This window comes from Bordetella tumbae, assembly GCF_054780995.1.
Genome location: NZ_BAAGVG010000023.1, coordinates 492,023 through 515,300 on the forward strand (window position 1 = coordinate 492,023; position 23,278 = coordinate 515,300).

Here is a 23,278-nt window from a genome sequence, read left to right on the forward strand (position 1 = left end):
TTATCCTGCCGGAATACGGCTCCTGGCAGCCTATTTTTCTAGATTTCTTCAGGACACTCCATGATTCGCAGCATGACCGCTTTCGGCAACGCCCGCGTCGACCTCGAGCAAGGCACTTTGGCGCTGGAACTGCGCAGCGTCAACAGCCGTTATCTGGATCTGTATTTCCGTTTGCCCGACGAACTGCGGCATGCGGAAACGCCGCTGCGCGAATTGCTCACCACCAATCTGGCCCGCGGCAAAGTCGAAGTGCGAGCGTCCTATGCCCGTAATGCCGGCGCAGAATTGACCACGCTGGATCCTGCGTGGCTCCAGCATCTGGCTACGCAACTCGAGGCCGCCCGCAATATCCTGCCTGAGGTTGAAGCCCCTCGCCTGGCGGAGCTTTTCAATTGGCCCGGTCAACGCGGCAACGATGCGCTCGACCCTCAGGTCTGGGGAGCCGCATGCGTCCAGGCCGCCAAACAAGCGCTGACACAGCTCCAGGAAGGCCGCGAACGCGAAGGCCAACGCCTGGCAGCCATCATGCTCGAATGCGCCGATGGTGTCGCCGGTATCGTGGAATCGGTCGAAACTCACCTGCCGCAACTCCTGCAGGACCATCGGGAAAAACTGGCCAATAAACTACGCGAATCCATGGAAACCGCCTTTCCCGGCGGATTCACGCATATTTCCGGTGCAGAGCTCTCTGAGCGCGTGGCCCATGAGGCCAATCTATTCGCCCTACGCATCGATGTCGCAGAAGAACTCGCCCGCCTGCGTTCGCACCTGGAAGAACTCCGTCACCTGCTAGGCGGCGGCGAAGGCGCAAGCGCCAAAAAAGGCAAAGCCGACGGCAAACGCGGCAACGCTGGCGGCAGCGCTGGCAAACGACTCGATTTCCTGTTCCAGGAAATGAACCGCGAAGCCAACACATTAGGATCCAAAGCCGGCAGCATGGACGTCACGCGCGCTGCAATGGATTTGAAATTGCTGATCGAGCAGATGCGGGAGCAGGCGCAGAATATTGAGTGATTGAGGGCAGGAATAAACGAGGGCTCCTGGATCAATCCAGGAGCCCTTTGCTCATCGGAGAATCACGCCTCACCCCTTCGTACACGCCATGATCGGGTCATCGAACTCATGCGCATTCTGATGCGTGTTTTGCCAGTACCGCACGATCGACCCTTTGCCCTGCTGGACGACCTCCGCCACATGCGCGGGCCCGATACGGCCAGGGTCCTGGGTGGAGAGACGTTGTCCGCCAGGGATTGCGGCCGATTGCACCGTCGCCTGCAATACCCAGGCACTGTTGATGCAGTTGACCACATTGCTCACCGAGCGAGCCGATTCAATAGTGGCCGAGGGCGCCGAGTCGACGGTGTCGTCCAAAGTCGTACAGGCGGTCAAGATCAGACTAGCAGATAGCGTGGCAATTAATTTCATAGCGGCTCCAATCGTGTGGCAGCTATGTCGCACGATTCGGCCCCCAGAGTCAAGCACTACTGTAGTGAACAGCCCTAGGCCTGATGTCCGCCGATCAATGCAGAATGCTCCATCCAATCGCGTTGCGGATAAAAATTAAATAGGAATGCCTGTTTCGCCAACGTATCGATCAAGGGCCGCGCAACGGGCACGCGTACCGCCGGACAACCAAAACTGCGCCCCAGCCGCCCCTGCGACCGGATCGTCTCGGCGCTCACATACGGCGCGCCGTGAATGACGATGGCGCGGTCAAAAGCCAGATCGTTGAAACCCGGCTCCAGCCCGTGCAAACGCAGGGAATAGCCGTTCTTTCCCGTATAGATCTCGCCCGCCTGATAAGCCCCCAGACTGGACATATGGCTTTCCGGGCGGTTCGAGAACTCACGCGCAAAATTGTCGCCAGTATTGCGCCCATGGGCGACCCACTCCTCGAACAGGACGTCGTGACTATTCAGGTCAAATACCCACAAACGCTTGGCAGTGGAAGGCAGGCTGAAATCCACCAGCGCCAGCACACGCGGATCGCCGCCGGGCAAGGCCTTGTCGGCCCGAGCGCGCTCCAGTGCCTCGGTCGCGAGTTGCACGGCCAGCATCGACGCATTGGGCGCTTTCGCAGCCAGCGACAATGCCAGCTTGTTGGCGGCAGCTGCGCTCGACGAGGCATTACTGCAGAATTCACTGCCGGCCTGGACACCGCCAGCACCGTGCGCTGCACATGGCAGCGTGGAAAGGGCCGAGGTCTGCTTGAATGCAGCCTCAGAACGCGCAAACGCGGAGGGCAGCGCCCCGCCCAAAGCCAGGCCGGCCAAGGTACGCAAAACACGACGACGGGAAGGATGATCAATCATGGGCAACTCTAACTTTCTCAAAGAAACCGCGGAAATCCGCGTCTCCTTGCCCCTAGCGGGGATGGCGATTCCTTGCCTCCTGCGGGAGACCGGCCGGATGCAGTCGGGCCGCAAGGAACGCCTATCTAAAAAAATGCCGGGCCAAAGCCGGCATTATGTCCCCTATTTCAGGCGGGCCATATCAAGCCCAGGAGACATTTAATCAACATCAGATTCTAATACACGTTCCGTCTGACCCGGTCCAGGAACGTCAGGCGCCGGCCTGACCGCAGGCACGCTCGTGATCAGCATGGTGGTGCCAGGTTTGAGCAAACTGTACACACGGCGGATGAATTCAGGCTGTGCTTTGATGCTGTTTTCCAGACTGCTCAGGGACGGCGGCGAGCCAAACAAAGGATAGCTGGCCCATTGATGCCGCAATTGCGTAGGATCAAAAGGACTGGGCTCGTTGACCGTCCCTGCCCCCATCACCAGCAGCAGCGCACCATCAAAATGGGCACCTGAATCAGCATGCAACCATGACGAACCGATCGCGATCCCGTTACGCAGGACGTAAAACCGCTGCTCGCTCAAGCTGACGACAATACTCAGGGGTCCTGAGGGTGAAATACTCTCATCCCAGAAATCTCCCTTGCCACGCTGGGCAATCTGGTCAACGGGGGATACCGCCGCCCCGGGCGCTACAGGCGCCAGCAACGCGGGAAAAGCGATCCGGGCTGGATCCACCCGGGTATCGGCTACCACCACCGTATCGCCGGTCTTTGTCTCGGCAAACAACCGTTGCGCAAACGCATTCGGCAACCGCACGCAGCCATGGGAAGCCGGGTGCCCAGGAATGGCACCGCCGTGCAGCGCAATCCCGCTCCAGGTCAGCCGCTGCATGTACGGCATGGGCGCATTGTTATAGATATTGGACCGGTGATCACGGTCTTTTTGCAGGATGGTGAACACCCCGGGAGGCGTCTCATGCCCAGGCTTGCCTGAGCTGATGGTCGATACGCCTATCGCAACGCCATTGCGGTAGACATACACGCGCTGTTCGTCCAGGCTGACCAGGACGACCAATGGACCGGCGGGCGCCGCCTCGGGATGCCAAATGAACTCACCCGGGCTCATGTCCTTCACATTGATAGCCAGCGCGTCCGCGCTGGCAACAAGAGCAGTCGACAAGCACGCGCCCAGAAAAGCGCGACGCGAATACACGGCGTTCGATGTCAATGGCATAGCGGCTGAATGGTTAGGGACACAACATTAACTGTAGCCGTTTTATTCAGAGAAGGTGAACCTTATCTCTCCATCGGGAAAATCATGGATGCCGTCACAACAGCCATTCCACCGGCAGCCAGCCGACCATCGTGATGATGGCCCGCTTGAACCAGCCCGCGCCGGGTTCTTGTCGGTGGATCTCGGTGCGGCCGTCCGCAAGCTTTTCATGCCAGACCATGTCGCCATCATCGGTCAATACGGGACGGTATGCGGCGAGCTCGAGCGGGCCGTCAAAATTCCGTTCCGTCTGAGCCGCCATCGTCGGGCTATCGATCAGAAACCCCATCTCGCAATTGAGCTGCGCCGAGCGAGGATCGAAATTGAACGATCCGATGAACACACGCCGATCATCAACGGCAAATGTCTTAGCATGCAGGGCGGCCCCCGACAGTCCCATGGGCTTGAGTTCATCGCGGCCTGATGGCTGGCCGGCACGCAATTTCAGCTCAAATAACTCGATGCCCGCCTGCAACAGCTCACGGCGATATTTGGCATAGCCGGCATGCACCACCAACACATCGGTAGTGTTCATCGCATTCGTCAGTACCCGCACTCGCTTGCCTTGGCCCGCGAGATTCTCAAAAAAAGCAGCGCCTTCGCGTCCCGGTATGAAATAGGCCGACACCAGATCCAATTGTTTTTCGACGCCGCCCAAAATCGTGATCAACCGCGAAATCATCAATTGATCACGTCTGGCCGTACCCTGTCCTTTGACAGGATCGTCGACGACCAATTGCACGGCCGTCAGTTCGGGACGCACCTGACCATTGCGAAAACTCGCCGCACTGGATTCCAGCTGATCCGCGAAGGTGCGTGCCCGATCACTGGCCTCGGTGTCAGCGACTTTACTTAGAAATGCAGCCAGATTCCCCGTACGTCCGACGATTTGCTCGACACCGAAAGCCGAAGCGCTATTCCAATACGCATCAAAGGCGGCCGAGGTATCGGCAACCACCGAGCCCATGGCCAGCACGTCCAGATCCAAGAAATAATGGTCGTCGCCGACTTGGAAATACTCGTCGCCGATATTACGGCCGCCAATGATCGCCGCCGCACCATCGACGATATACGCCTTGTTGTGCATGCGGCGATTCATGCGCATGAAATCGAACGCGTAACCCGCTAATTTCGGGGTGCGCACCGTGGATGGATTGAACAGACGGATCTCGAAATTATCCAGCGCATTCAGCGCTGCCAGTGTGTCATCCAGACCTGGCACACCGTTATCGTCCAGCAGCAGCCGCACCCGCACACCGCGCCGGGCCGCATCGTATAGCGCTTTGAGCAATAGCTGGCCGGTCGTGTCATCGTGCCAGATATAGTACTGAGCGTCGATCGATCTTTCCGCCATCCGCGCCAACGCCAGCCTGCTGCCGTATGCGTCATGGCCGCTGACCAGGGGGACGACGCCACTGAGTTCCGGCCGCTCGGCCATCTCGTGTGCCGTCCGCCGGGCCAATGGCGTGCTCGGATCCATCGACAGGGCAACCTGAATCGGACGGCCAGAGATATCCGGCAGACGAAAGATCGCCCTGGCCGCGACAAAGGCGATGGCCAATACAGCAATGGCATAGAGTGCAAACTTCATCATTCGGGCCGGCGGCGAACGCTGTTGAATTCAGTTTTCGAATCGGCCATCAGCGCACCGATTTCACCATGGGATGCGCATGGAAATGCGCCAATAGATTTTGCTTTTGACGGGCGGTCAGCTTGGCCTGCTCGATCAGAGCAGGCCATTGCGCGTGCGCGGCTTTTACGCAATCGCCCACTGCCTTGGCAGCGGGTTTTTCTGGAATACGCAGGTGCGCGCAGAAAGCGCGCAGCATCGCAGGAGACAAGGCGGGTTTCAAGGATGCCTTAGTACCCGGCGGCATGTTGCCGGCGCCGATCGTGGGCTGTTGTGTTCCGGACGCGGAGAACGGTGCCTTTTCCGGCGCGGCTGCCGCTCTGCCGGCACGGCGTGGTTCCAATCCCTCCGGCATGATGCGCAGCGCATGCCCCTGGCACGGGTGATAGGCCGCATACGCCACGATATCGTACGCAGGCGCCAACTGCGGTGTATGACCATCTGCGTAGATCAGGCCGATGTTCTTCAGATGCATATCCGGATTGCCCAGCATCTCGTTGACTGCCATACGGCGCAGCAACTCATGCACAGCCGGCTCGCCTAACGACGGAAACGCCATTAATACCGCAGCCACATCCAGATACGACGCCGCCTGGTATTTTTGCTCGGGCATCGCGCCCAGCACCTGGGCGAAGTCTTCGCAATGAATGCGCCGCCCCGGCTCGCGGTCATAGCGCACCACGGCCAGAAACTGCGTACGTGCATCGGCGTCGCCCAGGTCATAGCCGTGCTCGGCTGCCAGATTCTCCAGCGGCTCGAGATAGGCCTCGCAAATAGTCACGCCGGCCACCTGCGCCAATTGCAGGGACAGCGATTCCAGTTCCGGCAACAGCGGCTGCCCCACCACCGGCAGCTTCGCAATGATATGGGTGTCGTGATCCCGTGTACGTCCCACATAACGCTCGCCCTGTTTAATCACGCCCAGCTTGGGCTGAACACCTGACAGCGACACGCCCTGCTCCATCGGATCGGCCGTAACCGTCATTTCCAGCGCGTCCTGGTCCTGTGTCACGTAGTGGGCCAACTCGTCACGTGACAGCTCCACCGGCCGCGCATAGACATTCCCCGGCAAATCCCCCCCACACGCGGCCAACATTTCAAAGTGATCTTTTGGGTCGCAGCCCCGCACGCGAGCCACATGATCGCGAAAAACACCCTCTGGCAGCAAATTCTGGAAAAATGCCGGCAATAGCCAGCCATTTTGCGGGGAATAGCGTCCATTTAACGGCTCGCTCCGGACATCCGCCCAGAACGCCGCCTGATCCTCGGGAGAGTCCGCGACATAGGCAGCCGACACCACGGGCGCATCCCACTGATGCGCGAAAGCATCGTCGGCGACAAAACGGGTCACCACGTCCGCCCCCTGCATGCGGTATTGGAACAGCACGCCGACCCGCTCGGCACCGATGAAAATGGCCAATGCCTGCACGTTCATTTTGTCTCACCCAGTTGCCGGCGGGCGACCTCGATGCGCGTGGGGATCTTGGGCTTGACCGCGTCTCGTGCATCCATCGCTACAGCCGCCCCCTTGGGGACCAACACCATTTCCAACCCCAGGCGGTCAGCCAGCGCCAGCAACGTACTGACCTTAAAGTCCTGCTCGCCGCTCAGGACGTTAGTCAGCGTGCGCTGTGCGATCCCTGCAGACTGGCGCAAATGCGCCTGCGTCTGCCCTTGTTGTTGCAAGCGTGCCCGCAGAATATCGGCGATGTCAGATAGGCTGTTCATACTGCCACCAAGCGCAATAAAGTAGTATTAGAAAAATAATAACTACTATATTACTAGTAAACAAGCCTTATAAATAGCACTAAAGTAGTTTTATAGAAAAATATACTACTTTAATGCCTATTGAAATGCCGTTTCCATAAAGGTGCGCAGTTTGCGAGAATGCAGACGCTCTGGTGGCATATCCCGCAAGCGCTCCAGCGCCCGTATCCCGATTTCCAGATGCTGATTCACCTGGTCCCGGTAGAACGCGCTGGCCATCCCCGGCAGCTTCAGCTCGCCATGCAAGGGCTTGTCCGACACGCATAACAAGGTCCCATAAGGCACGCGAAACCGGAACCCATTCGCGGCGATCGTCGCAGACTCCATATCCAATGCAATCGCCCGCGATTGCGTAAATCGCTCCACCAGCTCGGTATGATCCCGCAGTTCCCAATTGCGGTTATCGATGCTGGCGACCGTCCCGGTACGCATGATGCGTTTCAGTTCCCAGCCTGATAGGCCTGCCACCTCTTCTACTGCCTGCTCCAGCGCCACCTGCACTTCCGCTAGAGGCGGTACCGGCACCCAAGTTGGCAGATCGTCGTCCAACACGTGGTCTTCTCGCACATAACCGTGCGCCAATACATAGTCCCCCAACCGCTGGGAATCCCGCAGTCCGGCGCAGTGCCCCAGCATCAGCCAGGCATGGGGGCGCAGCACGGCAATGTGATCGGTAATGGTTTTGGCATTCGAGGGCCCTACTCCGATATTGACCAGGGTAATGCCCGAGTGATTGGAACGCACCAGGTGGTACGCCGGCATTTGCGGCAACCGCACACCGCCGGCCGGAGGAGCCGCAGCGGTCTCGCCGCGGCGAGTCATGCGATTACCGGGCTCGACCAGCGCATCGTAATCGCCCCCGCCCTCGGCCATCAGCGCCCGGGCTCGTGCGCAGAACTCGTCTACATAAAACTGATAATTCGTGAACAGCACGAAATTCTGAAAATACGAAGGCGCAGTCGCCGTATAGTGCTGCAGGCGATGCAGCGAATAATCCACCCGCGGCGCCGTAAAGGGCGCCAGGGGGCGCGGCTCGCCCTCCCGGCCATGCCAGGAACCATTGACGATCGCATCGTCCGTCACCGCCAAATCCGGCACATCAAACAGATCACGCAATGGCCGCCGCATGCCCGCCAGGCGTTCGCCCTCGACATAGGCTCCCTCCGGAAAGGCGAAATGCAGCGGAATGGGGCAATCCGACTCCCCCACCTCGACCGCAACGCCATGATTCTGAATCAGCAGACCGATCTGCTCCAGATAGTAGTCACGAAACAGCATCGGCTGGGTCACCGTGGTCTGATATACGCCAGGCTCCGCGACGTGGCCGAATGACAGCCGGCTGTCAATCAGATCATAGGTATCCACCCTGATGCGGATCGCGGGGTAACACGCCCGTACGGGCCCCGGCAAGTCCCGGCCATTCACCACATCCTGAAACGCCGCCCGTATAAAGGCCGTATTGCGGCCATAAATCTCCGTCAGGCGCTCGACGGCGGCCTCCGCCTGATGAAAGGCCTCGAACTCCAGCGGAGGTGGCGAACTGTGGGAACCAATCGAAAAGTCAACTGTCATTTTTTAGATTTCCGTAAAACGGCATGCCTATCCAGCATATGCTTATCATGCATGAACACGATGACAGCACCAAATCCCCCTCAAGCCGCCACCATCTGTTTCGATCAGGTTAGTAATAACCCCAAAATGCAAAAAATCGTCAATGGGTTACAATGCCCCGTGGACGCGTTGTATGCGCACCACATTTTCGCCGGCTTGACGTAGTCAGCCATCCCGCCCCACTCCGAAAGTTGAAGTGTCGCAATGACTCCACCGACGCGAAAAGTCCGTCTTAATTTATCCGCCCTCCCCTCATTCCTGGCCGCGCCGCTTTTGGCTCTCGGCCTCTCTTGGCCCCCCACCGCTCACGCCACGAATACGCCCGAAGCCATCGCTTCGATGCAAGGCCTGCGGTTGATTGATCCCCTTACGGTTCCCAGCCTGTCCGACATGGTCGTGCGTGCCGGCCTGGATGCCATCGGCACTCCCTATGTCTGGGGTGGCGAAGACCCCGATGCCGGTTTCGATTGCAGCGGCCTGACGCAATTCGTCTATCGCGAGATCGTCGGCATGGAATTGCCTCGCACGGCACGCGCGCAGCGCCTCGAGGGAACCGGCATCAAGAAAACCGAGCTCAAGCCCGGCGACCTGGTGTTCTTTGCGACGATGCGTCGTCGCGGGGTCTCCCATGTGGGCATTTATATCGGTCAAAACCAATTCGTCCATGCCCCTACACGCGGCTCGAAAGTTCGCGTCGACAGCCTGGACAACAGCTATTGGTCGCGCCACTACGTCGCGGCGCGGCGCTACATCGAGCCAAGCACCGTCCCCCAAGGCCATCTGATCGCCAAAGCCGACACGGGGCAGTAATTCCCGCACAAGCCAGTACGGCGAATGAATATCAAAAGGGAGCCCTCGGGCTCCCTTTTGATTGCAGCAAAGCAGAGACGAATCCCCGCGAATCAGCCTCGGCCCACAAACGGCATGTTCGTCGCCATGATCGTCATGAACTGCACGTTGGCATCCAAGGGCAGCTTCGCCATCGAGACAACGGCATGGGCCACGTGCGCAACGTCCATACGAGGTTCCGGACGGCGCTCACCATTGGCCTGCAACACGCCCTCGGCCATGCGCTGGGTCATGTCCGTGGCGGCATTGCCGATATCGATCTGTCCGCAGGCGATGCCGTACTCGCGGCAGTCAAGCGAAATGGATTTGGTCATCCCCGTCACGGCATGCTTGGTCGCGGTATAGGCAATCGACAAGGGTCTGGGTGCGTATGCCGAAATCGATCCGTTATTGATGATGCGGCCACCACCGGGTTGTTGGGCCTTCATCAATCGAATCGCCGCCTGTGCGCACAGGAACATCCCCGTGAGGTTCACATCGACGACCTCGCGCCATACCTCCACGGGCAGGTCTTCGATAGGCACTGCCGGCGTATTGCGCCCGGCGTTATTGAACAGGACATCCAACCGCCCATAAGCCCGCTGTATTTCATCAAACAGTTCGCGCACGGCCTGCTCGTCACTGACATCCGTGGGCACCACCAAGGCGCGTGCGCCGTCTTCGCCTGCTGCGGTACGGGTCTGCTCGAGCTGTTCGCGCCGGCGGCCTGCCAGTACCACTCGATAGCCTTGCGCCAAGAACTCCAGCGCGACGGCACGGCCGATGCCACTGCCTGCCCCCGTCACCAACGCCACTGGCGAAATGCTTGTCTGCTCATTTGACTGCATGTTTTTCGTCTCTCTGTATGGGTCTACGTCGCATAATCCTAAAGCAATCGCGCGACTTGAGTTACAAACAACCGTGATCTTCCTGCGTCACTTTGAGGACACCAGCGGCACTATCCTCCGGCGCAGGGACTCCGGCTCAGAGACCAAATATAATAGTTAAAAACGTGAATTTGTTATTCTTCGCGTCCTGTATCCCGTCTGTCGATCCGATTTATGTCAAAACGCCCCGGCAATGTGTTCATGGTGGTCGCGCCCAGCGGCGCTGGCAAGTCCAGCCTGGTCAAGGCCTTGCTCGACCATGACAAATCACTGGTCTTGTCGATTTCCTGCACCACGCGCGAGCCGCGCACTGGCGAGGTGGACGGGCGTGAATACCGCTTCATCACCAAAGAGCAGTTTGAAACCCTGCGCCAAAATCAGGCGCTGCTCGAATGGGCTGAGGTGCACGGCAATTTCTACGGCACTCCGCGGGACCTGATCGATCAGGCTACCGAGGACGGCCGCGACGTACTGCTGGAGATCGACTGGCAAGGCGCTCGCCAGGTCCGCCAGCGCTTTCCTCAAGCCATCGGCATTTTTATTTTGCCGCCGTCCATCGAGGAACTCGAACATCGCCTCAAGACCCGTGGCCAAGACGCCCCCCAAGTCATCGCTCGTCGATTGCTGGCAGCTGGCGGCGAAATCGCCCACGCGCCGGAATGCGAATATGTTATTATTAATCAAGAATTTAGCGTAGCCTTGGCGGAACTGTCTCAGGTGATCAGTGCTGCCCGGCTACGTTTTTCGTCTCAGGCCGTTCGCCATGCTCCGCTGTTCGCTCAGTTGGGCATTCCGGCCGATCACTGAGACGATCCTCCTTTTCACAGCCCGTTCCAGGTATAACTCATGGCTCGCATTACTGTCGAAGACTGTCTGAATCAGATTCCTAACCGCTTCAAGCTGACGCTGACCGCTACCTATCGCGCTCGCGAGCTGGCGCAGGGCCACGCCCCGCGTATCGACAGCAAAGACAAGCCCACGGTCACCGCCCTGCGCGAAATCGCCAGCGGCCATACCGGCCTGGAAATGCTGCGTAAAGTCCCCACCTGATCCAGTCCAGGGGGCGGCAACATGGCTTTTCCCCGGCTGAAGTACGCTTCTACGGGCCTGCTCGCTGCCTTGCGAGCAGGATCACGGCTCGGACGCCGTTCCGACAAAAAAAACTCGCCAGTCGAGCTTTCCAGCACGACGTCTGACGGCACGCTTTCAGATACCCCCGCCTCTCCTGTCGCCTCGCTTGCGCCGCTGACCGAGATCATCGGCAGCTACCTCGACAAAAAAGACGTCGAGCGGGTGCGTGAGGCCTACCGGTTCGCCGACCAGGCGCATCTGGGCCAGTTCCGTGCCAGCGGTGCGCCCTATATCTCGCACCCGATCGCCGTGACAGAAATCTGCGCGGCCTGGAAACTCGACGCGAACGCGTTGTCGGCAGCCCTGCTGCACGACGTCATCGAAGATCAAGGCATCCCCAAGCAAGAGCTCGCTGAAAAATTCGGCGTACAGGTCGCCGAATTAGTCGACGGCCTGTCCAAGCTCGATCGCCTGGATTTCGCGACCAAGGCCCAGCAACAAGCCGAGAGCTTTCGCAAAATGCTGCTGGCCATGGCGCGCGACGTGCGTGTCATCCTGATCAAGCTGGCCGATCGCCTGCACAATATGCGCACGCTGGATGCGGTCAACCCCGAAAAGCGCCGCCGCATCGCTCGCGAGACCCTGGACATCTATGCGCCGATCGCGCATCGCCTGGGCCTGAATGTGCTGTTCCGCGAACTGCAGGACTTGTGCTTTGCGGCGATGTACCCCAATCGCTATCAGGTCCTGTACAAGGCCGTATTGGCTGCACGCGGCAATCGGCGCGAGGTCATAGGCAAGATCAGCGATGCAGTACGCGCCGCCCTGCCCGCCGCAGGCATCGAGGCCGAGGTCTCTGGCCGAGAAAAAACCCTGTTCGGCATCTACACCAAGATGGTCGAACAGAAAAAATCCTTCTCCGAGGTGCTGGACATCTACGGATTCCGCGTCATCGTGCACACGCTGCCGGAATGCTACCTGGCGCTAGGGACGCTGCACCAGCTATACCGCCCGGTGCCTGGCAAGTTCAAAGACTACATTGCCATCCCCAAGGTCAACGGCTATCAATCCCTGCACACGACGCTGGTGGGCCCCTATGGCACGCCTGTCGAATTCCAGTTCCGCACGCGCGACATGCATCACATTGCCGAGGCAGGCGTCGCCTCGCACTGGCTGTACAAGGGATCCGACGTCAGCCTGAACGACCTGCAAAAGCGTACGCACCAGTGGTTGCAGTCGTTGCTGGACATCCAGAGCCAGACGGGCGACTCGGGCGAATTCCTCGAGCATGTCAAAGTCGACCTGTTCCCGGATGCCGTCTACGTATTCACCCCTCGCGGCAAGATCATTTCCTTGCCACGCGGCGCCACACCGGTGGATTTCGCCTATGCGATCCACACCGACATCGGCAACCAGGCCGTGGCAACCAAGGTCAACAACGAGTTCGTGCCGCTACGCACCGAGCTCAGCAGCGGTGACGTGGTCGAGGTCATCACCTCGCCCGCCTCACGCCCCAATGCCCAATGGCTGAACTACGTGCGCACCGGCCGTGCGCGCTCGGAGATCCGCCATTATCTGCGTACAGTCAAATACGAGGAATCGGTCGCCTTTGGCGAGCGGCTGCTGGAACAAGCCCTGCAAGAGCTGCATCTGAACCTGCCTGCGCAGGACGACCCGGCCTGGCAAAAACTCGCGCGCAGCACGGGCGCGAGCTCTCGCGACGAAATTCTGGCCGATATCGGTTTGGGCAAGCGGCTGGCCGCCGTCGTTGCACGACGCTTCGCACCCGAACATCAATTGGTCGCCACGACAGCCGCCGCCGTCGACGAAATCACCTCGGCGCGCAGCGCGCCCATTCTGATCCAGGGCAACGAAGGCCAGGCAGTCCAGTTGGCCTCCTGCTGTGGCCCATTACCCGGTGACCCCATCGTCGCGGGCCTGCGCCTGGGCCAAGGCCTGGTCGTGCACACGGCAGACTGCCCCACCGCGACGCGCTTACGGGCCCGCGAACCCGATCGCTGGGTCAATGTCGCGTGGGACGCACATACCGCCAAGCACCTGTCTACACGCCTGGATGTTATTACACGTAATGAACGTGGCGTCCTGGGCCGGCTTGCCGCCGAGGTCACGGCAGCCGACGCCAACATCGTGCAGATCACCATGCATGACGATGCCATCGCGACGGTCTCGCTGCACCTGACAATCCAGGTCGACAGCCGCAAACACCTGGCCCAGGTGATCCGTTCGATACGGCATGTGCCGCAAGTCCAGAAAATCGTTCGGGTCAAGACCTGAACGACTTTAGGCCACGTGCTGTAAAAAGTCTTTCAGGCGCTGGCTCGGTGGATTGGACAACAGCTCCGCCGGCGGCCCGTCATGAGCGACCTTGCCGTCGTCGATGAAAATCAATCGGCTGCCGACTTTACGCGCGAACTCCATCTCGTGCGTCACGACCACCATTGTCATGCCCTCCTCGGCCAAGTCTCGCATGACTTTGAGCACCTCGTGGCGCAGCTCAGGATCCAACGCCGAGGTCGGCTCGTCAAACAGCATGAGCTTGGGTTTGATCGCCAACGCGCGCGCTATGGCCACACGTTGTTGCTGCCCTCCCGACAGTTCCGAGGGATAGTGATTCATCCGCTCGCCGAGGCCGACTTTACGCAAAAGATCCTCCGCCAGCGTACGCGCCTCCCGGCGTGGCATCCCTCGCGTATGGACCGGACCGAACATGACATTATCCAGTGCCGACATCTGCGGGAACAGATTGAACTGCTGGAACACCATCCCTGCCTCGCGCCGGATCTCGCGCACCTGTGCGGATGGGCCTTTCACGCTCAAACCATCGACCAGCAGATCACCGCCCTCGATCGTTTCCAACACGTTGATACAGCGTAGAAACGTGGACTTGCCTGAGCCCGAGGGTCCAACCACCACCACTACTTCGCCTGCATCAATATTCAGGGTGATGCCGTTCAGTACGACGGTATCACCAAAGCGTTTGATGACGTCGTGGAATTCGACCATGCTCATAGGATGCGCATCCTTTTTTCGACCAAACGCAAGGCCAAGGCCAGCGCTCCGGTCAGAATCAGATAGATGATCGCGACTGCCGACCAGATCTCGACCGCACGAAAATTACTGGCCATGATTTCCTGGCCCTGGCGCGTCAGTTCGGCCACGCCGATCACGATGAACAGCGATGAGTCTTTCAAGCTGATGATGCATTGATTGCCCAGTGGGGGAATCATGCGGCGAAACGCCACCGGCCCGATAATGTGCAGCAGAATCTTGTGAAACGGCAGGCCCATGGCCTGGCCAGCCTCTTTCAGGCCTTTGTGCACCGACAGCAACGAGCCGCGCACGATCTCGGCAATATAGGCACCCGAGTTGATGATCAACGTGGCGATCGCCGCCCAGATAGCATCGACGCGCAAACCTGGAATCATCAACGGCAAGGCAAAGTAGATGAACATCACCTGCACGACGATCGGCGTACCGCGAATGATCGACACGTAAATCTGGGCAATGCCTGAGAGGATCGCAGGTCCGTACGCACGCGCGACACCAGCCAGCGCCCCTAGCACAAAGCCCCCTACCAACCCCCAAAACGTGATTTTGACGGTCATCAGCGTACCGTCGAGCAGATTGGGCAAGGCAGCCCAGATGACAGACCAGTCGAATTGCACGGTCTTCCCCTTCATTTTGATGGCGCGGACCCGGCTGGCCCCGCGCGTCGTCTGCTACGTGGGTGCGAGCGGCCTCGCTCGCACCCAGCCTGCTCAGCAAACTATTTAGGGCTTTTTACCAAACCACTTCGTATAGATCTCGTCATACTGACCGTTGGATTTCAGTGTGGCGAGGGCCTGATTGACCTTGGCCGTCAGATCGCTGCCCTTGGGGAACGCGATTCCGTAAAAATCGCCGCTCTTGACCGTGCCGGCGACTTTGACCCGGCCTTTGCCCGCGGTATTGGCGTAGTACTGCACGTTCGGCGTATCGTGCACGGCGGCATCGACACGGCCGGTAGCCAACTCGAGATAGGCGTTATCGATGTTCGGGAACAGCCGCAGTTTGGCGTCCGGCACCTCTTTTTTCATGAAGTCGACCGTAGCGGTGCCGGTCTTGACGGCGACACTTTTGCCCGCCAGGTCGGACGCGGCCTTGATATCGGTATTGTTGTCAGCCACCAGAATGGCCAAGCCGCTCTCGTAATAAGGGTCCGAAAAATCAATGACCTGTTTGCGATCGTCCCGTATCGTGATTCCCGCCAGCGCCGCATCGATGTTTTTCGTCTGCAGACCGGGGATAATGCCGTTGAAATCCATCGGCTGCAGCTTGTATTTCAGGTTCAGCTCTTTGGCGATAGCGGCCCAGAGGTCGATGTCAAAACCGGTGTAGGTACTGCCCTGCTTGAATTCAAACGGAATAAACGCCGTATCCGTGGCGACGATCAGCTCTTTATCTTGGGCCGCGGCGGTGGAAACTGCGCCGATCAGGCTCAAACCCATCAGCACGGCGGCAAATTTGCGTTTCATCATCGATCTGCTCCTGTAGAGACAACGAACCTCTGGTAAATCCAGATAGGCCAATAAACACATTGCAACGGATAGCTGCATGCCTGTAATCCATCTTAACTCATGCGTCCCCATGAGCGTATAAGGGACGACGCCAATGCCCGATCCGGCCCCAAATGTAACTTGACCGGAAATATCGCGGAGATCCAGCGGAAAGTATCCTATAGGGTGTGATTATTTCCTCGATGACGCTCTACGCCGGAGACGACTCATGCCGTTCAAACCTGTACGCATCACGGGTACTCGCCGCCAAGTTGGCGCCGCATTAGGAAAACTCGCCCGCCCGCTGATGTCCGTCTATCTGGATCAAAGCACAACTTGGCGAGCGTTACGCCCCTGGCGCGGTCACGCCTATCTGCAGGAGCTCGCCGCACACATCCAGCGCAACCTGCCTGAACTCTGGCAAGAGTTCGAAGGCATGGTCGAGGGACTGCAAATGCCTGCAGAGGATTTGCTGCTGTGGAACTGCCGTGGTGATCTGTTGCATCAGACGACTGACGGCTGCACCTCTGTTGCGATACACGGCCCCGATGGCACTCGGTGGATCGGCCATAACGAGGATGGTGACCCCTACCTTTACGGACGTTGCCATGTGGTCGACGTACAGCCCGATGATGCACCGGGCTATGTCAGTTTCTATTACCCGGGGTCATTACCTGGGCATACCTTTGCCGCCAATCGCGCAGGGATTGTCCAGACCATCAATAATCTGCGTACGCGCACCCGGCGTGCGGGCGTACCGCGTATGTTTTTGGCACGCGCCGTACTGGACTGCACGACCCTGGATCAGGCGATCACACGCTTGCACGACACGCCACGTGCCGGCGCGTTTCATCACACGTTGGGCGCGGCGGGCGACAAGCGCTTGTTCAGCATAGAGGCTATGCCTGGCCTGTGCTCCATCGAGCCCGTCCAGCGCCGATATGGACATGCGAATCACCTGGTACATGGGGCGACCCAAGACATTGCCCAGATCATCACCGAGTCATCCCGCTCACGTCAAAGCCGCATCGAAAGTCTGCTGGACAGCTGGCACGAAGACATCACAGAAAGCGACGTCGTCGCCGCCTTGCACGATAAAGAAGGAAACCTACCTATTCTGCGCCGCGCAGCCGATGACCCCGACGAGGAAAACACCCTGGCAACTGCGGTATTTACCCTGGACGACGCTCACGTCACCCTGAAGGTTTACGATCGGAAAGCAACAGCGGCACAAAGCCTCGCCATCAAATGATGGATCGCACCGACATGAATCGGCTCAGCGTTGTGGCGCACTTCACTGCGAAAAAAGCCGTCAAGATCAACAATGATCTTGACGGCTGATTACGCAGCTCGGGCGTTATGCCCTATCGCACGGATTAATAGCGATACTTCGCCATCAGGTTGCCACCGGTTTCGTGATAACCCGCGGTCCCCTGGTTATGGAACAACTCGACGTTGAGCGAAATGCGCTGATTGATGTTGCCCTCCACGCCCAATTTCAACTGGCCAGCATCGCGTCCGCTATTCATTTTTGCATCGGTATTGTTCATACGGACACCGTAGCCCTTGCTGGAATGCAGCCAGTTCGCCTCAAAGTGCGGCGTGATGACAGACGTCAATCCCGTTGGGATATGCGCAGCGGCGCGCAAGCCCAAACTGGTCCGCATGCGCGATCCGTTCTGAAACTCGATACGGGTGCCAGTGCTGTCGGTGAAATTGTCCGAGCGTACATGCTGATAGGTCAACTGCGCATGTGGCTGCAACACGTACTTCACGTTATTGCGTTCGGCGATCTTGGCGTTGTAGCCAAACTCCAGCGACGCGGTCATGCCTTTTGATTTGTATTTCTCGCTCGGCAGATCGTTACCCTTGACGTGGTTATCGAACTGGTTCCACAGCAGCCAGCTGTCCACGTACACCCCTTGCTGAGTTTCGGCATTCTGCTGATAGGTTCCATACAGGCCCAGACCGTAGCCATCGACTTTGCCCTTGCTGCCAAAGCCAGCCAAGCTCGAACTGGTATTGCCATCATAGTGGCCGTACCCACCCATCACACCGAGCGTCACCTGATCGCGATCATTGGTGGAATCCACCAGCATATCGACACCCATCATGACCGTATTCTTGTCACCCTTGGTGCGCAACTGACCGGATGTGTCTTTCAGAGCGCTGTGCGAACCGCTGTACCGGATCCAGGCACTGCCCTGATGGGGATGGCCTTCGCCCTGGAAATAGCTGCCCAAGCGATCGTTCAGGTTCATCTGGAACATCGTGTTGGCCGCCCAGGCGTTGCTGTTGTACGAGCCTGCCTGGGGAGCAACAACGACGATGCCTTTCTCGGGCACTGGTGCCGAAGCCTCGGCGGGCAAAGGTGCCGGCGCAACCACGGGCTCATCAGCCGGAACGTCCGGGGTTTCCTCCTCGAGTGCTTGCTGTTCGTTCGACGCATCATCGGACTCCTCGCCCGACTGTTTCGGGGGCTGCTCGTCCGAATGCTCTTCAACCTGCTCGATTGGCTCGGGCGACGTATCATCGTCGGCTACAGCGACCTTTTCGATTGCCTCGGCTTGTTCTTTGGTAAGGGGCCCGTAGTATGGGAGTCCGTTCTCGTCGACATGCGGAACGGGTGTGTCGGAAACTCCGCTATCGCCAGGGACCACCGGGACATCAGGCATCGTGCTATTGCCGACCACGGGGACTGCCTTTATCTCCTCGGTTTTTGCTTCGACTTTTTCCTCGGTGTGGTTAACCGCGGACGGGGGCATTATCTTGTCGGCCCCCGGAGCGATTGTGTTGGACGAGCCGCTACCATTAAGAGCCTCCGATGCATTAGAAAACGTACCATTGACGGCTTTGGCGTCTGCCTCGAGCGCTCTGTCTTTTTTCGCTGCATCTTCTTTGGTCTCGGGCCCGTACAGCTGCTTCTCCTCCTTGTCGACATACACAGGAGTTATGTCGGACGCAGTTGTATTAGACGCAGTTGTATTGGACGCAGTTGCATTGGACGTTTCGGTCTTGTTGTAGATCGTCATTGCAGTGAACTGCGACGTCACATTGGTCTGTACGGGAAACGTCGCAGGTTCAGGCACGATTTCGTTTGATGAGTTCGTCAGCGGCGTACCCTCGGCACCAAAGGCTTGATCGAAGACAAACGCGTCATCTTGCAATTGAGGCGCGAACGTCCCGTTCACAGGCGACGTCTTATTCATCCATTCGTCGATCTGATTTGTCGAATTCCAAGAGGTGAATGCGTGCCCCACATTCGGCAGCAGCAATGGACCCACCAAAGCACAGGCAGCGATTGAGACCGACTTTTTACCTCGGCTTTTCGTCAACTCTGACACGACCACCCAGCAGTGCAGACTGCGATTCCAGACTAACTTAAAGACCTTATTCATTTATTCTCTTTCTCTCCCGACAAGGCTAGGCAATTTGATATCTCAACAAGAAAAAACGGACGATTCCTGCATCTAAGAAGAAATCATGCTCGAGATTTGGCCACGATCAATGCAGAGATGAAATGCCGGCCGTTTGATAAAAACACGTATAAATCGCGTCGGATTATTAGTGTCGAAATCTCATTTTTTCGCTGTTTTTGAGGGGTCTCATGTCATCCAAAGCGCACCCCGAACCGACTTAGATACCTAAGAAACGACCCCTCAACAAAATCAGACTATTCCTGCCCTCACAACGTTGAGACCGTCGTCCACCGCAAACGCCGCGTTGCAGTCGATGAGACTCGGCTTCTGTAAAACATCTTTCCAAGCCTTAAGCGAATCCATCGCCATGGATCGACGCCCTCCTCATCCTTCATAGGAGGCCGAGCCTGTTCTATGACAGAGCCGAGACAGCACTCGACCCAATCGCCAAAATCTGCAATACAACAATGCATCGTTGTCAAAAAAATGCCTTTTTTCAGGCCTAGACTTCCGCCCCTGACGATTGCAATCCGACCCTGTTTTTGAGCTGGCTTATCAACGTGTGCACTCTCGCCTGATCACCGCGGGTGCGCGCACTCTTTCCAGGCGATACGAAACGATGATGCGAAGTAACACTGAGGGACGGCCCTATACGCGCAAGCTTGCGTGGGCAATGAGTCTGTCGTTGGCGGTCCTGCTGGCGGCTTGCAGCAATAGCGATTCGGACGATGACGACACGACGACGCCTCCTCCCGGCGGCTCGACCGAGTGCACCGCCGAGGCTCACTGTGCGCCCGCGCCCTGACCCCTCTTCTTTCATTCACGGAAATCACGTACCCAACATGTCATTTGATCCCTCCAAGCGCGGGTTTCTGCGTGCTTCGCTAGGCACGACCGCGGCATTGACCGCCCTCTCGACGCTGCCGCTGTCTATCCGCCGCGCTCTGGCCATCGAAGCCAACTCCGTCACAGGCACCATGCAAGACGTCAAGCACGTGGTGTTGCTGATGCTGGAAAACCGTTCGTTCGATAGCCATTTCGGCACGTTCCGCGGCGTGCGCGGATTTGGCGATCGTCATCCGATCCCTTTGGCAAACGGCAGTCATGTGCTTTATCAGACCGACGCCAACGGCAATACCGAAACGCCATATCACCTGGACAGCAGCATAGGCAACGCACAGCGCGCGGGCGGCACCCCGCACACCTGGCCTGACGCGCAGGCAGCTTGGGATCATGGCCGCATGAACCGCTGGCCCGTGGCGAAGCAACCGCTGTCCATGGCCTACATGGAAAACGCCGAAGTCCCGTTCCATCGGGCGCTGGCGGACGCCTTTACGCTGTGCGATGCATATCACTGTTCCATGCACACAGGCACGATCCCGAATCGCCTGTTCTACTGGACCGGCACGAACGGCCCGTCGGGCGATAACTACGCGGCTATCATCAACCAGTACAACGGCGGCAACGATGTCGGCCCGTCGACCGAAGGCTGGACGTGGACCACTTATGCGGACCGCCTGGAACAAGCCGGTGTCAGCTGGAAGGTCTACCAAAGCCTGGACGACAATTTCGGCTGCAATCAGCTCATGACGTTCCGCCATTGGCGCGAGGCCATGGAGGTCATGCCTGCGGATCGCCGCCCTGTGGCGTTGCCCGCCATTTCGCCGGCCTATGATCCCGCCATCGACGATGCGCTGAGCCCGCTGGCCAAGGGCTTTGGCAACACCATGCCCGATGGCTTGCTGCAAAGCCTGCGAGATGACGTGAAAAATGGCACGCTGCCTGCTGTGTCGTGGATCATTCCTCCATCGACCTACAGCGAGCATCCTGGCCCCTCCAGTCCCGCCCAAGGCGGGTGGTACATGCAAGAGGTTCTGGATGCATTGACGTCGAATCCAGAGGTTTGGGCCAGTACGGTCTTGCTGATCAATTACGACGAAAACGACGGATTCTTCGACCACTTACCGCCGCCGTCTGCACCGTCGGTTCGTGATGATGGCTCCTTGGCTGGCAAAACGACGCTGAGCGACAAGGAGATGGCCTTTGAGTACTACAACTATGCTCCAGCCTCTTCGTCGCATCCTGCGCAAGACGGCAAACCCTTTGGCCCGGGTCCGCGCGTGCCGATGTGGGTGGTATCCCCCTGGAGCCGTGGCGGCTGGGTGAATTCCCAGGTGTTTGATCACACGTCGACGCTGCTGTTTCTGGAAAAGCGATTTGGCGTACAAGAACCCAATATCAGCGCCTATCGCCGCGCGATCTGCGGCGACCTTACGACGGCGTTCAATTTCGCCAACCCGAACGGCGAGGCGCTGCCCACGCTGGCCGGCAGCACGACCAAAGACGCGGCGGCCGAACTGGTCGTTCAACAAGAATCCGCCTCGGCCATTCCGGTGCCAGTGGATCCTGCGTTGCCGAGTCAGGAAACCGGCACACGGCCCTCGCGCGCCCTGCCGTACGAGTTGCATACGACGGCCAAGCCCGACGTCAATGCAGGAACAGTCACGCTGGCGTTTGCCAATAGCGGCCAGGCTGGCGCGGTGTTTCATGTATACGACAAGCTGCACCTGGGCCAGATCCCGCGCCGCTATATGGTCGAAGCCGGCAAGGAGCTCGATGACGCCATCGACGTCAGTGCAGACAATGGCCGATACCATTTCTGGATACTGGGTCCCAATGGCTACCATCGCGAGTTCATTGGCGATCTGCGCGACACGGCAACATCCGGATTGGAAATCCAGGTCTGCTATCAGTTGTGCGAACCGCCAGAGGTCCAAGTCAAGCTATACAACCGTAGCGACAGCGCAGTCACATTCAGTGCAGTTGCCCAAGCCTATCACCAGGATGGTCCGTGGACGAGCCTGGTCGAAGCTGGAAAAATCGGCAAACTGAGCTGGGCGCTAGGTGACAGCGGTAATTGGTATGACTTTGTCGTGACCGCGGGCGATTCAAAGGGCTGGTCGCGCCGCTTTGCCGGTCACGTAGAGAACGGCAAAGACTCGGTTTCGGACCCCGAGATGGGTCAAGCCTGATGACACCGGGGCGAAACGCCGTGAAGTTTCGCCCCGGACGTTGGAAGGATGCCCGAACGTTATTGGCAGCCACATGCCCCGCAGTACAAGGCATGAGGCCTGCCCGGCGACTTAATCTGGCGCCTGAGTCGAAGCCGTTGCGTGTCGCAGCATGCTGGCACTCACTCGCTCTGAAAGACCGACGTCGGAAAACAATAGTTCGCGCATATGCCGTTCGAGGGCCAAGTCTTTCGCACGTTGTCCTTGCCCATTTGTAATATCGGGGTTGGCGCCATTGAGCAGCAGCGTGCGGCAGCACGGCAAATCGCCATGCAACACAGCCAGATGCAGAGACGTGTTTCCATCCCGGTCTTGCGCATTGAGAGAGTACTGCCATCTATCGACCGCAGCCTGTGGCTCCCTGCTCGCCACATAGCTGAATGGCGCCGTGAAGAGGTTTGCAGCGTAGCCCAGCATCGTGGCCTGGGAAGCGGCAGCGGCAGCGGAATCGATCGGCTGTCCCTGCATGGCGCGTCGGCAACTGAGAACGATGTCGCCGTGACCGTGCTGCGCAGCCAACATAAAAGCGGTGCGTCCGGTATCGTAGGTGCGCAAATCCCAAACATCCAGGGGTAACCTTTCGAGCAGCGCGTCCATGGCCCTGGCCTTTCCTTGCTCTGCAGCGCGATGCAGGCATGAGTATCCTGATTTCTTTAGCTCAGTGACGACCAATTCCACATCACTGGCATTGCTCAGCAGAGAATCAATGGCCTTATCATCATCACTGGCCACATATTCGGCCAGGCTTTGCATCAGATCCTGCGTATGAAGCGTGTCGCTCTTCGCTCCGGGAAGGTGAGCCGAAACGGCGGATACGAAAGCACGGATGAACATGGTTGAAACCTCGTCGTTGACATGGCGGT

General features: G+C 58.6%; 21 protein-coding genes. 8 read left to right on the top strand and 13 right to left on the bottom strand.

What is annotated here, in order from left to right; genetic code table 11:
- Nucleotides 1-60: 60 nt before the first annotated feature.
- Complete coding sequence (locus tag ACYVI2_RS24670; RefSeq protein ID WP_415819749.1) at nt 61-1,014, top strand: YicC/YloC family endoribonuclease; 954 nt, start codon at nt 61-63, stop codon at nt 1,012-1,014.
- A 69-nt stretch (nt 1,015-1,083) separates the two neighbouring features.
- Here ACYVI2_RS24670 and ACYVI2_RS24675 read toward each other — a convergent pair whose 3' ends face one another.
- The 7 genes from ACYVI2_RS24675 to ACYVI2_RS24705 form a co-directional block, all read right to left on the bottom strand.
- Nucleotides 1,084-1,425 (bottom strand): hypothetical protein, encoded by a 342-nt coding sequence (locus tag ACYVI2_RS24675; RefSeq protein WP_415819750.1) that lies wholly within the window; start codon nt 1,423-1,425, stop codon nt 1,084-1,086.
- 74 nt (nt 1,426-1,499) lie between these two features.
- Nucleotides 1,500-2,312, bottom strand: a complete 813-nt coding sequence (locus ACYVI2_RS24680; RefSeq protein ID WP_415819751.1) for a murein L,D-transpeptidase catalytic domain family protein — start codon at nt 2,310-2,312, stop codon at nt 1,500-1,502.
- A 198-nt stretch (nt 2,313-2,510) separates the two neighbouring features.
- Complete coding sequence (locus tag ACYVI2_RS24685) at nt 2,511-3,536, bottom strand: L,D-transpeptidase (protein ID WP_415819752.1); 1,026 nt, start codon at nt 3,534-3,536, stop codon at nt 2,511-2,513.
- A gap of 94 nt (nt 3,537-3,630) precedes the next feature.
- Nucleotides 3,631-5,169, bottom strand: a complete 1,539-nt coding sequence (locus ACYVI2_RS24690; RefSeq protein ID WP_415819753.1) for a phospholipase D family protein — start codon at nt 5,167-5,169, stop codon at nt 3,631-3,633.
- A gap of 46 nt (nt 5,170-5,215) precedes the next feature.
- Entirely contained in the window at nt 5,216-6,640 is a 1,425-nt protein-coding gene (locus tag ACYVI2_RS24695) for a type II toxin-antitoxin system HipA family toxin (protein WP_415819754.1), read from the bottom strand.
- On the bottom strand, nt 6,637-6,933 hold the full coding sequence (locus ACYVI2_RS24700; protein WP_415819755.1) for a helix-turn-helix domain-containing protein: 297 nt from the start codon (nt 6,931-6,933) through the stop codon (nt 6,637-6,639). Before ACYVI2_RS24700 ends, ACYVI2_RS24695 begins: the two co-directional genes overlap by 4 nt.
- 117 nt (nt 6,934-7,050) lie before the next feature.
- On the bottom strand, nt 7,051-8,544 hold the full coding sequence (locus ACYVI2_RS24705) for an AMP nucleosidase (protein ID WP_415819756.1): 1,494 nt from the start codon (nt 8,542-8,544) through the stop codon (nt 7,051-7,053).
- A 243-nt stretch (nt 8,545-8,787) separates the two neighbouring features.
- Here ACYVI2_RS24705 and ACYVI2_RS24710 point away from each other — a divergent pair, with 243 nt between their 5' ends.
- Nucleotides 8,788-9,393 carry a C40 family peptidase gene (locus ACYVI2_RS24710; protein WP_415819757.1) on the top strand — a complete coding sequence of 202 codons (606 nt, stop codon included), beginning with the start codon at nt 8,788-8,790 and terminating at the stop codon, nt 9,391-9,393.
- 92 nt (nt 9,394-9,485) lie between these two features.
- Here ACYVI2_RS24710 and ACYVI2_RS24715 read toward each other — a convergent pair whose 3' ends face one another.
- Nucleotides 9,486-10,259 carry an SDR family oxidoreductase gene (locus tag ACYVI2_RS24715; protein ID WP_415819758.1) on the bottom strand — a complete coding sequence of 258 codons (774 nt, stop codon included), beginning with the start codon at nt 10,257-10,259 and terminating at the stop codon, nt 9,486-9,488.
- A 213-nt stretch (nt 10,260-10,472) separates the two neighbouring features.
- Here ACYVI2_RS24715 and gmk point away from each other — a divergent pair, with 213 nt between their 5' ends.
- The 3 genes from gmk to ACYVI2_RS24730 are packed head-to-tail and all read left to right on the top strand — an operon-like array spanning nt 10,473 to nt 13,664.
- A complete protein-coding gene (gmk, locus tag ACYVI2_RS24720; RefSeq protein ID WP_415819759.1) occupies nt 10,473-11,105 on the top strand; it encodes a guanylate kinase in 633 nt (210 codons plus the stop codon).
- A 39-nt stretch (nt 11,106-11,144) separates the two neighbouring features.
- Nucleotides 11,145-11,348, top strand: coding sequence for a DNA-directed RNA polymerase subunit omega (rpoZ, locus tag ACYVI2_RS24725; protein WP_094821324.1), 204 nt, complete (start codon nt 11,145-11,147; stop codon nt 11,346-11,348).
- Between the two features lie 21 nt (nt 11,349-11,369).
- Nucleotides 11,370-13,664 (top strand): RelA/SpoT family protein, encoded by a 2,295-nt coding sequence (locus ACYVI2_RS24730; protein ID WP_415819760.1) that lies wholly within the window; start codon nt 11,370-11,372, stop codon nt 13,662-13,664.
- Nucleotides 13,665-13,670: 6 nt separating this feature from the next.
- Here ACYVI2_RS24730 and glnQ read toward each other — a convergent pair whose 3' ends face one another.
- From glnQ to glnH, 3 genes are all read right to left on the bottom strand, one after another.
- The gene (glnQ, locus tag ACYVI2_RS24735; protein ID WP_415819761.1) at nt 13,671-14,399 is read right to left on the bottom strand and encodes a glutamine ABC transporter ATP-binding protein GlnQ; all 729 of its coding nucleotides are present in this window, start codon (nt 14,397-14,399) and stop codon (nt 13,671-13,673) included.
- Nucleotides 14,396-15,055, bottom strand: coding sequence for a glutamine ABC transporter permease GlnP (gene glnP, locus ACYVI2_RS24740; RefSeq protein WP_415804880.1), 660 nt, complete (start codon nt 15,053-15,055; stop codon nt 14,396-14,398). The genes glnQ and glnP overlap by 4 nt, the downstream gene beginning before the upstream one ends.
- A 105-nt stretch (nt 15,056-15,160) precedes the next feature.
- Entirely contained in the window at nt 15,161-15,907 is a 747-nt protein-coding gene (gene glnH / locus ACYVI2_RS24745; RefSeq protein WP_415819762.1) for a glutamine ABC transporter substrate-binding protein GlnH, read from the bottom strand.
- Between the two features lie 247 nt (nt 15,908-16,154).
- Between glnH and ACYVI2_RS24750 the strand changes: the two genes are divergently transcribed.
- Nucleotides 16,155-17,177 (top strand): C45 family autoproteolytic acyltransferase/hydolase, encoded by a 1,023-nt coding sequence (locus ACYVI2_RS24750; RefSeq protein WP_415819763.1) that lies wholly within the window; start codon nt 16,155-16,157, stop codon nt 17,175-17,177.
- Between the two features lie 124 nt (nt 17,178-17,301).
- Here the strand turns inward: ACYVI2_RS24750 and ACYVI2_RS24755 are convergent, their stop codons facing one another.
- Nucleotides 17,302-19,323 carry an autotransporter outer membrane beta-barrel domain-containing protein gene (locus ACYVI2_RS24755; RefSeq protein ID WP_415819764.1) on the bottom strand — a complete coding sequence of 674 codons (2,022 nt, stop codon included), beginning with the start codon at nt 19,321-19,323 and terminating at the stop codon, nt 17,302-17,304.
- Between the two features lie 640 nt (nt 19,324-19,963).
- Between ACYVI2_RS24755 and ACYVI2_RS24760 the strand changes: the two genes are divergently transcribed.
- Together ACYVI2_RS24760 and ACYVI2_RS24765 are read left to right on the top strand one after the other, a co-directional pair.
- Nucleotides 19,964-20,149: a hypothetical protein gene (locus tag ACYVI2_RS24760; protein WP_415819765.1), complete on the top strand. Its 186-nt coding sequence runs from the start codon at nt 19,964-19,966 to the stop codon at nt 20,147-20,149.
- 37 nt (nt 20,150-20,186) lie between these two features.
- The gene (locus tag ACYVI2_RS24765) at nt 20,187-22,376 is read left to right on the top strand and encodes a phosphocholine-specific phospholipase C (RefSeq protein WP_415819766.1); all 2,190 of its coding nucleotides are present in this window, start codon (nt 20,187-20,189) and stop codon (nt 22,374-22,376) included.
- A gap of 111 nt (nt 22,377-22,487) precedes the next feature.
- Here ACYVI2_RS24765 and ACYVI2_RS24770 read toward each other — a convergent pair whose 3' ends face one another.
- Nucleotides 22,488-23,249 (bottom strand): ankyrin repeat domain-containing protein, encoded by a 762-nt coding sequence (locus tag ACYVI2_RS24770; RefSeq protein ID WP_415819767.1) that lies wholly within the window; start codon nt 23,247-23,249, stop codon nt 22,488-22,490.
- Nucleotides 23,250-23,278 lie beyond the last annotated feature (29 nt).